The organism is Borreliella kurtenbachii (assembly GCF_030437945.2).
Classification (GTDB): domain Bacteria; phylum Spirochaetota; class Spirochaetia; order Borreliales; family Borreliaceae; genus Borreliella; species Borreliella carolinensis.
In genome coordinates this window covers 1-13054 of the sequence record NZ_CP124057.1, presented here as the reverse complement: position 1 = coordinate 13054, position 13054 = coordinate 1, and the positions used below count along the sequence as shown (strand labels likewise).

Genomic DNA, 13054 nt, shown 5'->3' with positions numbered 1-13054 from the left:
AGCTAAACTGTACATTTTCTATCTAGCTTTCTAGTTCACTATTTCAATTAAATTATTATAGTAGGAATTGTCAAATACCTTGCTATATTTAAGATCAGGCTCATTCTCAATGAATTTTTTTAAAGTAGGAATTAACTTATCTTCATCTACTTTATACCTTAACTGTTCTAATAATATACTAAAAATGTTGTTTTTTATACTTTTTAAGTTTATCATTTTGTCTTGAATTTTGGACACTTCTTTTCTTGCTCTTTTGACTAAATTATCTAAATCTGGATATTTTTTGTATTCTATTATGAAATGTGGTTTTATTTTGTAAATTTCGTATATTTTGCTAAAAAATTTCTCAAGCTCTTCTTTTTTATATTTTTCATTTTCTAATTCTTTTATTTTATTATCAATTATTTTTTTTAAAATTTCTTTTTTGTTTTTATATTTTTTCTCTGTTTCTTTTATTTTGTTTATTATTTTTTTATATCCACTATTTTTGAAAAATTTGCATAGATATCCTGGGTTGTTTACATTTTCTTTTATTGCATTTGATATGTGCTTTTCAATGTTTCTAGGATCTATTTCTTTAAGGTCATTTTCAATATGCTTTAGATTTCTTAAGTGATGGATTTTAATAATGTTTGTTGTCTTTAAACCTAGTATTAGAGATGGGATTTTTGTTTTGAAGTTACATTTGTCTAAATATTTTTTTATTGTTTCGTTATTTGTTGTTTTTTTAGAATTTTTGTGTATATTTTTATATTCTTTATATTTATATGTATTATTAGTATTATTAATACACTCCCATTTAACACTACTATTTATTTGATAAAATTTTTTTATTCTTTGTGTAAATTCGTTAATTTTATTGATTACTTTTTCTTTAAAGTATGTGTTAATTATAAGATAGCATTTTTCTTTTTCGTATTTAAGTTTATAATAAGTTTCACTTCCAGAATTTTTTCCCAAATGTTTACAGTAGTTTAGCGTGACTTTGAATTTTTTCTCTAGTATGTATAAATAGTTTTGTAGTGTTTTGAGTTTTATGGGGTTTTGTTTATTTCTTTCAAGGTTTTTATTTAGGAAATAAAGTATGTTTTTTTGTGTGTATTTTTTAAAGTTTAAGTTGATAAAGTTAAGAGTAGAGATTAATACAATCAAATTATGTTGGAAGTTAATTGTAGTTTTTTTTGCCTTTTTTGTAGTGCTTGGTTCTTTTTGTTTTAATGTTTTCAATTTTATACTCCTAATATAAGTAGTTTCTTTAATTATAATTTAATTAATAGTACAGTTTCTTAAAAAAGTAAAGTATTTTTATATAAAAAATATAAAAAAAGTATATTTAATACATATTTGTTAAATATACTTTACAAAAGTAAGTTTTTGTTATAAAATATTATCAGTAATAAACTTATATTAGGAGTAAATTATTTTTACGCGTTAATTTTTATTTAAAATAGTGAGCTGATTAGCAATGGGTTTAATTTTATTAAGAATTGAAATTATTTTATTTATTTATCCTTCATTCAAGAGTTAGGCTTGAGTGAAGGAATTAACCCTGTTAATTTGCTTAAATTTTAGCCATGCATTCAGTTTATTGGCGCTTTTTATTTTGATTTTAAAGATTTAAAGATTAAAGATCTAAGTAGCTTGATTTGTGCATTGTTATGTTTTCTCTCTTAAAAAGAGAAAAAGTCTCCTAGGAGACTTTTTCCAGAAGTAACAAATTGAAAAATATATAAATTCAATTTTTAGGTTGTAATAAACCCTTCCTACAGTGGCTTTTGCCTTGTAGGGGGGTTTACTTATATATTATTTTAAAGCACCTTTAAGTTCTGCAAGGTCTTTAATTTCAGCTGGTTTACCTTCAAGGGAAGTTCCGGCTGTGTCATATTTTTGCATTGTAATTGTACCGTCTGTTAAGAATACTAGATCCTTAGTTTTTTTACTGTCAGCACTAATTGTTAAGGTGCTAGTAGTATCTTGCCAGGTATCTGTTTTTTTAGTAGAACCAGATGCAGTGTCATTCAAATAGACTTTTACTTTTCCATCTTTTTCAATTTCTCTTGTAAGAGTAACAGTGCCTTCTGTTAGTTTCAATGATGTTTTTCCACCTACAAGATTTCCTTCAAGCTTAATGCCATTTTTTAGAGTTTCTACTGCTTTTGTGGCATTGTCAGCATCTGTCATTTGTGAGTATTCAAGCATAGTGCCGTTTGATCTTGTTAATTTTTTTGAGTCTAATTTATTAGCTTTGAAAGTATCCTCTGTTATTGACCCATGTTTTACAGTAACTTTGCTTGAATCTTTTTTGCCAGAACTGTCAAATGTTTCTACAGTTACTGTGTTTAGATCGTCAGAAACTATTAATTTTACTTTACTCTTGTCAGCTTTTACGCCCTCAAGGCTTCCAGAACCATTGTTTTTGTCGGAAGTTCCTTTAAGCTCAACCTGATTAATTGTTGTTCTTAAATCGTATTTACCGGAGCTATTTTTTTCTTTGCTTACTAAAATTTCATTCCCACTGAACAAAGTCACTGAGTCTTCTGTTGCTGCAGGAGGGGTTTGTTTAGCGTCTTTTGGTGCCTTGTTTGAGTTAATAACTTCTTGATCATCGTACTTTTGAGAAGTATTTTTTGGCTCAGCACCTTTTTGTGCACATCCTATTAAAGCTAACGCTAAAGCAAATCCTGTTAAATATAGTCTCATAAATTCTCCTTATCTTAAAGCGTTTTTAAGTTCATCAAGTGTTTTAATTTCGACTGCTGTGCCTTCCAAGTTGGTTCCTGCTGAGTCGTATTTTTGTGATGTAATTGTGTCTTGTTTTGTAAATACAAGGGCTTTAGTTTTTTTGTTGTTTACAGTAATTGTTAAAGTTGAAGTGCCTGCATCCCATTTCCCAGTTTTTTTAGTAGCTTGAGTACTGTCAGTGTCATTAAGTTCAGCTGTTACTTCTCCAGATTTTGAAATGTGCTTACTTAAAGTAACAGTTCCTTCTTTAACCACCAATGTTGCTTTTTCAGCAGTTAGAGTTCCTTCAAGAACATATTCTTTTAAAGTTTCTTTAGCTTTTCCGGATCCATCGCTTTTAATTTCTGTGTATTCAAGTATGGTTCCGTTTGCTCTTGCCATTATTTTTTCAACTAATTCGCCTTTTTCATTGAACTTTTCTTCTGTTGATGACTTATCTTTAGAAGTTGTTTTTTTTGACACTAATGTTTTGCCATCTTCTTTTAAAACTTCAAGTGTGGTTGTGCTTAGATCGTCAGAAACTGTTAATTTTACTTTGCTTTTGTCAGCTTTTACGCCTTCAAGCACCCCAGATCCATTGTTTTTATCAGATGTTCCTTTAAGCTCAAGCTTGTCTACTGTTGCCATTAGACTGTACTTGCCGTCTTTGTCTTTTTCTTTGCTTACAAGAACTTTCATTTCACCAGGCAAATCTACTGAAACGCTGTTTTTCTCGTCAAGGCTGCTAACATTTTGCTTACATGCTATTAAAGCTAATATTAGACCTATTCCCAATAAATATTTTTTCATAATATATTCTCCTTTTATATTAATATAACTTAATACAAGTATAATTATAGTATAAGATTAATAAATAACAAATAGAAAATTGAAAAAAAATAAAATGATAATAAATTCAATTAATTTTAGTTTTAATTGAGTTTAGTTTCAATTAAGTTTAATTTTTAATTGAGTTTAGTTTCAATGTAGCCTTTTATTTTTAAAAAAAAGTCCCGCAACCAGGGACTTTAAGGAAAAAGAAATTAAATGTTATTAAGGTGTTAAGGTATTAAGGTATATTTTTTGAGTATTTTTTGTAAATCTGCATTGCAATTGGTTTTATTTTGTCAATGTGATTTTTTAAAGCAGCAATGTTTGTTTTGATTGATTTTAGAGTTTGGGCTTTTTCTAATTTGCTTGTGTCAAAAAGCGTAAACTTAGGATAATTTTTATTATTTACTTTTTGTTTAGTCTTCACAAGAAATGTTTGTAAGTACATAATATAACTTGAAAGATGCGCTTCATATAAGCTTAAGGCCTTTAATGTTGACTCTTTTGGGGATGATGGCTCTTCTGGAAGGCTTGCTATTGTAGAGCATGAAAAGATTATAAAAATATTTAATAAAAACAAAAAAGGGAAATTTTTAATTTGCAATTTTATCTCCTTTATTTTCTTTTAAATTTTGAGTTTTGTTGCCAGTGTTTCTTGGATTTTCTGATAACTCTTTTATTTCTTCTTTTATTTCTTCTTGGAGTGCTTGGGTTTTGATTGCCATTAGCTCATTTCTCTCTTCTCTTAAATGTTCAATAATACTTAAATCTCTCTCATCATTAATGCTTGATATAAGTTGAGTAATTTTATTATTAACATTTTCAATTTCATTTAATATTTTTAATGATTCTTCCTTCTCAAGGGTTGTGATTTTGTCTTTGTAGATGCTCATTATTAGATTGTAAAGATTAAGCCCCAAATATATTCCCTTTTCCACTTTGACTTCTGTTGGAGAATCGCTGCTTTTTAGAAAATCATATAAGTTATTTAAAGCCTCAACGCCAGAGTTGATATTCATTTTGCTATTCATTTTTTTCCTTTTTATTTGTATTTTTTAAGAATTTTTTAATAAGAAAATTTAAATTTTCTCTAAACGGTGATTTTATTGAGAAAATCATTGGCAATATTGCCAGCACAATAAATCCTCCTAATATAATTAGTTTTGTATTGTCAATTGTTGACAAAAAAATAAGTATTGTATCCATAAATATCTCCTTTTATTTATTTTTATACTTTGTTTAGAATTGGCATTTCTTCTCCCATGCTTAGCTTGCCCGATCCAACGTAGTACCAGCCATTGTAAATTGGCGTTTTAAGTGTGGGCATGTTTTGAGAAGAAAATGAAGCTATTAGAATTTTTGCAGAGCTTTTTTCAAATTGAAGGTAAAATTGTTTATTATGATCTTCTGTTGAGCTTGAATGCCTAATTTCTGCATATATTTGTAAGTAAATATAATCATCTTTGTGTGATTCGTTTATTACAATTGATGTGCTACTTCTGTTTTTAAGCACAACGGTTGTAGCTTTATTCTTATATTGGAATTCTATTATTCTAGCATCATCAACTATTGTGTGTAGCCCCCCAAAGTCGTTTGGTTTTCCTTGCCACCAAATAGGAATGTCTACAATTTGTGGAATTCCGTTTTGATAACAGCTTACAAGCTGTTCATTTTTTGTATCAAGAGTTTGTTTGGGTATTGATTTAAAAGAGTTTTTAAATTTATCTGTAAAATCTTTTATTTGCACGCAACTTGTTAGGTCGCCTTTGAGCTTGTTTATTTCATCTTTTTCTGCAAGAATTTCTTTTAAACTTTCAATCAAGATTTCAAATTGAATAAATTCAATGTCTTTTGTGTCTGAGTTGTAAATTGAAATTTTATTTGAAGATGGTTTTGTGTTTGTGTGTTTCAAGCTTTCAATAAACGTAGATTTGATTTTTCTAAAAACAGTATCAAAATCTATGTTTTCAACCGGCGCGCTTAGCTCTAAAAGCTTTGAGATTACTTTAATGTAAATGTTTTTTATATATTCTTTGTTTTCTAAAAGCTCCTTGCTAATTACGGCATTTATTGCTTTTTTAAAGCACCCAAATTCGTTGTTATAAAATGTATCGTTTTGTATTTGTTCTAGGAGATGTTTATATGTTATTGCACAAGTGTCTTCTACTATGTCATCAATAGGAATAAGATCGCTTTGATTAACTTTTGTTTTTCTGTTTAAGTCTTTTATTTGTACGCTTTCTTGTGGTTCGTTGGTATTCATAAATTCTCCTTTTAAATTTCTTAAATTTTAAATTACTGCAATTTTTAAATTACTATTTACACGCCATTTAAGCAGAAAATCAAAAAAAATGATCTGCTGTGCTAATTTTTTTTGTTCTTGTGCTTTTTATTTCTATTTGTTTTTTGTCTATTATTTTAACTATTCTTCCTGTAGGAATTAATATTTTAATAAATTCATATACTGAGTTTTTGTAATCTTTGGGCATATAGTTAGAAGTTAGAGTTTTTTTAAGTCCAGAGTGTTTTGCGGTTATTTTTTTTAGCTTGTTTTGATTTTTAGCTGCAATATTAAATTCAATAGGGGATTTAATGTTTCCAAGCAATTTGATTATTATTTCGCCTGGAGCGTTTTCGTTTGAGCTGACTTCTACATTTGCGTGTAAAAAGGCTTTAAAGAGTACAATAAAGCTTTCATCAGTGCCAATAGACTTTATTGCAAAAATAATGGCATCTAAAGAGTTGACAAGATTTTTATCCAGCTCTTTTTTAAAGTGAAATGCATTAAATATTGAAAGCATTAGCAGTGCAATGTATTTAGAGTTAATGCTCTTTTTAACGTTAATTGTGTTAAAGTTTCCAAGCAGTTCTTTTAGCTCTCTTAATATCTCTTTTTTATAATCAAGTTCATTGCAAATGAATTTTTCAATTTGGGTATTTTCTAAAAATTTTGGTATTTCTTTATTCATTTTTATTCTCTGTTAATAAGCAATCTTTTATTTGTATCAAAAATAATAATTTCATCCTCTTTGGCGTTTTCGTCTTTATTGAATGTAAAATCATTCTCATTAAGTTGTGTGATTTTTTTTGTATCATCGCTTTTAATGCAAATTCCTATTTTTAGTTCTTTTATTCCCCGGATAATGCTAACTGGCGCAAGAAAGTCTTGATGCCTAAGAGATGTCCCCATTTCAATATATTTGTCGGTTAATATTTTATTGTAAATGTCTCTAATTTGAGCATCTATTTCTTTGTAGATTGCGTCTTTTGCTTCTGTTTTGTAGACCACTTTAAGATATGCATATTTCTTCTTGCCTAAGCTGAATTTGTATGTTTTTTTTTGGTTGTGTTTGTTTAAAAACTCAATCTCAATCTCACCTTTAAAAACTGTTCCGCTTGGCGCTGTATAGTAGATTGCTTGCCAAATATTTTCTTTAATTTCAATTTTGATTTGCTTTTTTTCTTGGTCTTTAAAGCAATCGTCTTGTAGTATTAAGTAGAGGTTAATTGTTCCAGGCCCACTTAAAATATTTATGTGTTTAACCCCTTCAACATTTAACAGAGCCTTTCTTATTGCTTCATAAGTTGAGCTTTTGGGTGTGCTTAGGTCTTCTTTGAGTGCATTAAAATAGCTTCCATTTTCTTTGATTTTGGAAAAAAGTTCTTTTAAGACTTCTGATATTTGTTTGTCAAGGCTTGAGCTTGGAAAGTTTATTATGTCGTAAATTGAATCGTCTTTAATGTTTATCCCGTATTTTGTTCTAAGCATATGTTTTTTTTCGTTTTGAATTTCTTCTATTGTTTTTTCCAATATTCCTAGGTTTTTATCAAAAATTATACTCATATTTTAAAATCCATTTTTAAAGTGTCTTTTCCTAAAAAGAAAAAATTTATTGTTATTGTTTTGTTTTTAATGCTTGTCCTTACGTTAATAAGGTCTATTTTGAGTTCTTTTGAAAGGTTTAAAAAAAAATTTGTAATAGATTCTAGTTTGTTAGCTTTGCAAAGTTTAAAGTAAAAGTTGTAGTCAAGCCCATAATTTGGATTTTCCTTTAAACTGCCTTTTGGCGTCTTAAGATAAAGAAATAACCGCTGTTTTTGTTCTTCAATGTTTTCTATTAACTTAAGATCGTTGTTAAATACTATATTAAATTTTTCATCAATTTTAATTTCCATTTTTAACTACCAAGGTCATTCTAGCATATTTTATTTGATATTTCTATAAACTTTTACAAAATGTTTATTATTTTAAATGTTGAGATATATTATAATTTATATTTTTTTTAAAAAAGTTTATTTAATTTTTTAATTTAAATATTTTCGCAATCGCAGTGTGGGAGACCGTATGAAAAATATTTTATTATTTGTTATTTTATTGTTCTTTTCTTGTAAAGAATTTAATTATTCTGACATTAGGAGAAGGCCTTCAAAGCTTTTAAATGCTTCTAATAGCACAGCAAATAAAGAGCTTAAAATGTCTTTTGTAGACTCTTTAAATGATGACCAAAAAGAAGCTTTGTTTTTTCTTGAGCAGGTGGTTCTTGATAGTAGTCCGGATAAGTTTAATCAAATTTTTAATTTAAATGAAGAGAAAATAAAAGAAATGCTTGCTACTGTTGTTAAGTGTTTGCAGGCCAAAAGAAAGGCTAAAATGCGTCTTGAGAGCTCAAATGATCCAAATGTTGCTAACGCTAAGCAGCAGTTGTTACAGGTTGAAAAAACTTACATAGACAATGTGCGACAATCTTTTATGACTACTAAAAATATTGAAGAGGCTTGTAATCTTGTTAAAAACTACGATGCATCCGCTTCGTTTTAACTTTTTTATTTTAATCAACTCTTAGATTAACTCTTGCTGTAAGAGTTAATCTTTCTGTTTATGTTTGTTTATTTTGTTGCAAATATGTCTAGATTTGAAAATTTAAATTTCTATGATTTGGGTTGATATTAATGATTTTAATTTATCTGTGTGATTTATAAATTATTAAATAATCCAGATTATTAATACTTATTTGCTTTAAAAGGCATTATTGGATTAATTTAGGCTTAAAGCTTTGTTTAAGTTGTTTTAGAAAGGTTTTTTATTTTAAAAAACAAATTATTAAAACAATATCAAGCCTAATTCTTTTTGTAGCAAGAAATAATGAGATGTATACATTTAGTGTATGTAAAGTGAGCTATATTTTTATTTAAACCAATAATTAAATAGAGGAAATTTAATTTATGAATAAAATAGGAATTGTATTTATTATTAGTTTTCTGGTTTTTATTAATTGTAAGGGCAAATCTTTAGAAGAAGATTTAAAAAGTACTACTTATGGCAATAAGCAAAATTTAATAAGCAATGAAAAAAAATCTTTAGATTCTAGAAACAATAGGCTTAAAGATTCTAGTTTAAACGGGTTAAAAAGCAAAAAGAATGGTCAAGTATTAAGTAAGTCTAAAGGCTTTAAAAAGGATTTGCAAACTTTAAGAAATTCTGAAAATTTGATGCCCAAAACCCCGGAGCAGTCGAGTAGTAATTTTGATGGTTTAGAGAATTCTAAATCTTTGCAAAAAACTTCTTCAAAGCACAATATTGGCAATTCAAGATATGGTAAAGCTTTGCTGAAAAATACTCATGATGAGATTTGGATTCCCCATTTAAATTCGGAAGAGGTCAAAAATTTTGAGTTTTTCAAGAAATCTTTGCAAAATGATGAGAATAGATATGCTCTTGGTGGATGGCTTTTAAACAATGATGAAGTGCTAGCAAAATATAGATACAGCGAAAAAGATGTTAATCAGTTTTTGATTGATATAGGAAAAAAGCGCTGGGAAGATTTGTCTTCTAAAATAAGCACTTTGGTGCGATTGATTGAAAATTATTCTGATAAAAGTGACAGAGAAGATGAAATGTCTCTTTTAGATATGAATTTGTGTCAACAATTTTATCTAACCAAGATTAATGCTGGTGGTTCGGGCGCAGACATTCTTGTTGCTCTTGAAAAAACAATCGATCAACAAATTGGCAGTGTTAGTAAAGAACTTCTTGAATTAAAAAATTTTTCTCTTACTACAAAGTCAGAGCTTGATTGGCATTTAAATTGGAAACGTAATTTAACAGACGAAGAAGAAGAAATTTTGCAATGTTGCAGGGTTTTACTAGACGGAGAATTAGATTTTGAAAATATTGACGATTTGTTTAAAAGGCTTGGAAAGGAATATTCTAGATTGATATTAAGAAAGCTAGAAGAAATAACATTAAATTACGATGTTAATAGGTTTTTAAAAGAAATGGAAAAATCACGTAAATCTTTCAAACAAGCATTAGGCTCTATTGGCAATAAAAGCAAAAGAGTCTTGATTTTTAAAGTTAGAAACTCTCTTTTAGAAATTTTTAAACTTTATTACAACAATATTGGCAAGAATAAAAAACTTTATGATTATATAAATCTAATGTTAAACAGCTTGATAAAAGAGATTAGCCGGCGTTAAATTTTTAATTTTGATTTTTTTGTTAATTGATCTACACTTGCTTCTAATACTCTAATTTAAAAACTTTAAATATTAGATATAAATTTAAAGGGGGAACGTTTTGAAAAGAGTCATTATATCTGTTGTGGTTTTAATTCTAGGGTGTAATTTAGATGATAATTCAAAAATGGAGAGAAAGGATAGCAGTAGGCTTATTGGAGAAAGTGGAGTAAATAGGCTGGATCAAGAAAAAAGAGCTTTCGGATCGATGAATTTTGGGGGTTTTTCTGGAGATTCTGATGTGGTTTATAATTTCCAAAATTATGAAACTTTAAAAGCTCTTGAGAATAAAAAAAAATTTATTGATTACTCTAAAATAGAGTTTTTAGAAGGAATAAAATCAATAAATTTTTTTGTTTGGCCGGTTCACATTCGTTGGATAAAAATTAAAGCTAGAGATTTGTTTGGAGAGCGCGGAGATTTTATTAAAGAGCTTAATGGCATTAAGTATTCTTATCTTGTTTCTCCTGTTGATGGGGCATATCTTTCTTATGCCATGCCTTTAATAATTTTTGAAACTACTAGCGAGAGTGATCCGCTTTATTCTATTTCTGGATTTAAATTGATAAGCAAGGGAAGTGATATAAATTTTAATAAAAATAAAGGCGGATTTTTTGGAGGACTTCCAATGTCTGAAAAATCAGTTGAATCCGGGCTTGTAACCGCATATCCTTTTGGTTCTAGCGATGCCAAAAAAGTGATTGAGGCTTTTGTTTCTCTTTATAATAATGGAACTTGGAGCGATATGATTGCCGAGATTACCATTAAGTCCAAGCAACATCCAAAAAATGAAAAAGTTTACAGAATTTCGCTTGATTCTCAGCTTTTTAATGTTACTATGAAAAAAATAATTGAAAAATATCCTAAGATAAAAAGTGCAAGTTTTGCATTTAATTCTTTGATTAACTAAAAATTTATTTTAAAAGCTAGTAGTTTTAAACCACTAGCTTTTTTAAATTAATTATAAATTTCAGCCTTGGTTTGGCTATATAGTATCTTTAAGGGTGTTAAGTATGGTTTTGGAATCTGCTTGATTAAAAATTCCATCAAATCCACTAGCAAGTATGCTTTTATAAGTATTTAACTCTTCAGGATCTTTTTCTTTCATATCTTTATTTTCTTTGATTTTTGCAAGCAGTTCTTTTATTTCGTCTTCCTTTAGATCTGATAGAAATTTTTGTATAGACTCTTCTATTTTGCTTTCATCTCCACTAGTATTTTTAAAATGTAATCCAATATTTGGGTCTACCAGTTTTTCTTTTAATAAGTTTGTTAAAAATGTTAGTGTTTCTTTTTCAGAGTTGTTTAAGTTTAATCTGCTTATTAATTTTTCCAAAGTTGTTGCTTTGCTAAATTCAATCCTATCTTCATCAACTAGATTTGAGCTGGATTGTGATTTTTCATCTAGATCGTTGGTTGGCTCAGCATCATTACTTTTGTTTTTGCAATTAAGCATAAATGCCAATATTATAAATACAATAATTGTTTTTTTCAAAATAGTCTCCTTAAAAAGTATTTTAATTATTAATGATAATTAGTAATTATAGCATTTAAATAATATGTTTAGAATATTTTAATTAATAATTGTTATTATTAGTTGTTAAAAATATTGTAACAATTTGGTATTAAAAATAATTTCTTAATTAGGTTGAATATTGTGGGATTAAGATTGCAAGAGTTTTAAGTATTTTAAAGGGTAGTGGGGCATTTTAAGCACAATTGATAAACCAACAGAGAGAGCATTAATGGGAATACTTTCTTTGTTGGTAAATTTATTTTTAATTTTAAATTAAATCGTAAAAATTGTTATCCAATATTCATTTAATAATTTTTTCTAAACGATAATTGGAATCCGTTAATTCCAAGGCTAAAATTGGGCTCAAACCCCGCAAGCTCAGCGCTGAGTCTTTTTTTAAGATTTTCGTTGTGCCTATTTGCAAATGTGAATGGAATGATAAGTGAAGCTGTGTAGGATGTTAAAACCATGCTTGCTCCTACCCCTATTAGTATGTATCCGGTTAATTGTGCTTCACGATGGTTAAGAATCATTCCAGTTCCCCAAAGTATTGCCCCCAACAAATTAAATCCAAGCACTGAGCCTCCACCAATATAATCTCCTTGGACAAATGATCCTATCCCAAAAGGCAAAAATAAATTTAAAAGAAATGGCCCGATTGGATTTTTTTTCTCTTTATCATATTTATTAAAACTTTCAATGCCCTTTTCAATTCTGCTTTGTGTGTCTTTTGTGGCAAAGATTTGTATTGTCAGCCCAAAAATTAATATTAATATGAAAATTTTTTTCATGTTTTTATTATCTCCTAATAGTAAGTTTTGACAAGTAAAATATTAGCGCAATTTATAATAAATTAATATCAGCTTGTTTGTTTAGTAATAGATTTTTTAAAATTTCGAAGCTTAAGAAGATAAATATTAAAGTAGAAGAAGACTTTTAAAAGGCCCAATCTAAGTGTAAAAAGTAAGTTTTAAAAATGTAAATCATTAATTGAAAACTCTATTGCGAGGTAATACTATTTACCAGTTATCCAAGTTATTTAGGATTTTTTGACCAAGAGAGTAAAGATAAAAGAGTAAATCTTTCTAGCTTAATAAAACTGAAAGAAAGATGGTGCGATTTCAGGCTCAATGGGCTTTTGGCTGTTTTAAAACTTTTAGTTTTATATATTTATTTCTTATTGTGAGCTTGGATTATTGTTTTTATACTTTAATTTTCCAATTCGTTTTTATGTTTATGTAATTTTTAATTATTAATTAAAAATAATGTTTACAATTATTTTTTTAAAAGTTTTTTGATAATGTAATATTTTTTATGATTTGTTGTGTTTAAAATAAAAGTTTTTAACAGATATATTCGTATTAAAAAGTATAATTATATTATTATTGGCACTAACTATAGTATTTTACATATCAGGATTACAAAATAATATTTTTCTTTTTTTATTAGTATACTAATAAATTATCTTTA

15 protein-coding genes are annotated in these 13054 nt (G+C 27.7%); 3 read left to right on the top strand and 12 right to left on the bottom strand.

All coding sequences use genetic code 11. The annotated features are described in order from the left end of the window. Positions 1 to 30: 30 nt before the first annotated feature. The 10 genes from QIA22_RS00345 to QIA22_RS00300 form a co-directional block, all read right to left on the bottom strand. Positions 31 to 1227 carry a plasmid maintenance protein gene (locus QIA22_RS00345; RefSeq protein WP_301611194.1) on the bottom strand — a complete coding sequence of 399 codons (1197 nt, stop codon included), beginning with the start codon at positions 1225 to 1227 and terminating at the stop codon, positions 31 to 33. A gap of 576 nt (positions 1228 to 1803) precedes the next feature. Continuing rightward, positions 1804 to 2700, bottom strand: coding sequence for an outer surface lipoprotein OspB (gene ospB, locus QIA22_RS00340; protein ID WP_301611193.1), 897 nt, complete (start codon positions 2698 to 2700; stop codon positions 1804 to 1806). A 9-nt stretch (positions 2701 to 2709) separates the two neighbouring features. Further along, positions 2710 to 3531 (bottom strand): outer surface lipoprotein OspA, encoded by an 822-nt coding sequence (ospA, locus tag QIA22_RS00335; protein WP_301611192.1) that lies wholly within the window; start codon positions 3529 to 3531, stop codon positions 2710 to 2712. 259 nt (positions 3532 to 3790) lie between these two features. Beyond that, positions 3791 to 4156 carry a BBA14 family lipoprotein gene (locus tag QIA22_RS00330; protein ID WP_301611191.1) on the bottom strand — a complete coding sequence of 122 codons (366 nt, stop codon included), beginning with the start codon at positions 4154 to 4156 and terminating at the stop codon, positions 3791 to 3793. After that, entirely contained in the window at positions 4146 to 4583 is a 438-nt protein-coding gene (locus QIA22_RS00325) for a BlyB family putative holin accessory protein (protein WP_301611190.1), read from the bottom strand. The genes QIA22_RS00330 and QIA22_RS00325 overlap by 11 nt, the downstream gene beginning before the upstream one ends. Beyond that, positions 4576 to 4758, bottom strand: coding sequence for a BlyA family holin (locus QIA22_RS00320; protein WP_301611189.1), 183 nt, complete (start codon positions 4756 to 4758; stop codon positions 4576 to 4578). Before QIA22_RS00320 ends, QIA22_RS00325 begins: the two co-directional genes overlap by 8 nt. 22 nt (positions 4759 to 4780) lie before the next feature. Further along, positions 4781 to 5815 carry a DUF685 domain-containing protein gene (locus tag QIA22_RS00315; protein ID WP_301611188.1) on the bottom strand — a complete coding sequence of 345 codons (1035 nt, stop codon included), beginning with the start codon at positions 5813 to 5815 and terminating at the stop codon, positions 4781 to 4783. A 79-nt stretch (positions 5816 to 5894) separates the two neighbouring features. Next, positions 5895 to 6521 carry a DUF735 family protein gene (locus QIA22_RS00310; RefSeq protein ID WP_301611187.1) on the bottom strand — a complete coding sequence of 209 codons (627 nt, stop codon included), beginning with the start codon at positions 6519 to 6521 and terminating at the stop codon, positions 5895 to 5897. 2 nt (positions 6522 to 6523) lie between these two features. Next, a complete protein-coding gene (locus tag QIA22_RS00305; RefSeq protein WP_301611186.1) occupies positions 6524 to 7396 on the bottom strand; it encodes a DUF276 domain-containing protein in 873 nt (290 codons plus the stop codon). Continuing rightward, positions 7393 to 7728 carry a DUF2634 domain-containing protein gene (locus QIA22_RS00300; RefSeq protein ID WP_301611185.1) on the bottom strand — a complete coding sequence of 112 codons (336 nt, stop codon included), beginning with the start codon at positions 7726 to 7728 and terminating at the stop codon, positions 7393 to 7395. Before QIA22_RS00300 ends, QIA22_RS00305 begins: the two co-directional genes overlap by 4 nt. A gap of 169 nt (positions 7729 to 7897) precedes the next feature. Between QIA22_RS00300 and QIA22_RS00295 the strand changes: the two genes are divergently transcribed. The 3 genes from QIA22_RS00295 (at position 7898) to QIA22_RS00285 (ending at position 10978) form a co-directional block, all read left to right on the top strand. Further along, the gene (locus QIA22_RS00295; RefSeq protein ID WP_301611184.1) at positions 7898 to 8371 is read left to right on the top strand and encodes a BBA07 family lipoprotein; all 474 of its coding nucleotides are present in this window, start codon (positions 7898 to 7900) and stop codon (positions 8369 to 8371) included. 404 nt (positions 8372 to 8775) lie between these two features. After that, entirely contained in the window at positions 8776 to 10029 is a 1254-nt protein-coding gene (locus QIA22_RS00290; protein WP_301611183.1) for a hypothetical protein, read from the top strand. Positions 10030 to 10129: 100 nt separating this feature from the next. Continuing rightward, the gene (locus QIA22_RS00285; RefSeq protein WP_301611182.1) at positions 10130 to 10978 is read left to right on the top strand and encodes a S2/P23 family protein; all 849 of its coding nucleotides are present in this window, start codon (positions 10130 to 10132) and stop codon (positions 10976 to 10978) included. A 75-nt stretch (positions 10979 to 11053) separates the two neighbouring features. On the opposite strand, the gene QIA22_RS00280 is transcribed toward QIA22_RS00285, so the two are convergent. Then, positions 11054 to 11563 carry a BBA03 family outer surface lipoprotein gene (locus QIA22_RS00280; RefSeq protein WP_301611181.1) on the bottom strand — a complete coding sequence of 170 codons (510 nt, stop codon included), beginning with the start codon at positions 11561 to 11563 and terminating at the stop codon, positions 11054 to 11056. Positions 11564 to 11889: 326 nt separating this feature from the next. Next, positions 11890 to 12375: a P13 family porin gene (locus QIA22_RS00275; RefSeq protein WP_301611180.1), complete on the bottom strand. Its 486-nt coding sequence runs from the start codon at positions 12373 to 12375 to the stop codon at positions 11890 to 11892. Positions 12376 to 13054 lie beyond the last annotated feature (679 nt).

What these genes read in the sequence shown, in the direction of transcription:
- ospB (WP_301611193.1), bottom strand. Translation starts at nt 2,700, where the DNA reads ATGAGACTATATTTAACAGGATTTGCTTTAGCGTTAGCTTTAATAGGA.
- ospA (WP_301611192.1), bottom strand. Translation starts at nt 3,531, where the DNA reads ATGAAAAAATATTTATTGGGAATAGGTCTAATATTAGCTTTAATAGCA.
- QIA22_RS00325 (WP_301611190.1), bottom strand. Translation starts at nt 4,583, where the DNA reads ATGAATAGCAAAATGAATATCAACTCTGGCGTTGAGGCTTTAAATAAC.
- QIA22_RS00320 (WP_301611189.1), bottom strand. Translation starts at nt 4,758, where the DNA reads ATGGATACAATACTTATTTTTTTGTCAACAATTGACAATACAAAACTA.
- QIA22_RS00315 (WP_301611188.1), bottom strand. Translation starts at nt 5,815, where the DNA reads ATGAATACCAACGAACCACAAGAAAGCGTACAAATAAAAGACTTAAAC.
- QIA22_RS00310 (WP_301611187.1), bottom strand. Translation starts at nt 6,521, where the DNA reads ATGAATAAAGAAATACCAAAATTTTTAGAAAATACCCAAATTGAAAAA.
- QIA22_RS00305 (WP_301611186.1), bottom strand. Translation starts at nt 7,396, where the DNA reads ATGAGTATAATTTTTGATAAAAACCTAGGAATATTGGAAAAAACAATA.
- QIA22_RS00300 (WP_301611185.1), bottom strand. Translation starts at nt 7,728, where the DNA reads ATGGAAATTAAAATTGATGAAAAATTTAATATAGTATTTAACAACGAT.
- QIA22_RS00295 (WP_301611184.1), top strand. Translation starts at nt 7,898, where the DNA reads ATGAAAAATATTTTATTATTTGTTATTTTATTGTTCTTTTCTTGTAAA.
- QIA22_RS00290 (WP_301611183.1), top strand. Translation starts at nt 8,776, where the DNA reads ATGAATAAAATAGGAATTGTATTTATTATTAGTTTTCTGGTTTTTATT.
- QIA22_RS00275 (WP_301611180.1), bottom strand. Translation starts at nt 12,375, where the DNA reads ATGAAAAAAATTTTCATATTAATATTAATTTTTGGGCTGACAATACAA.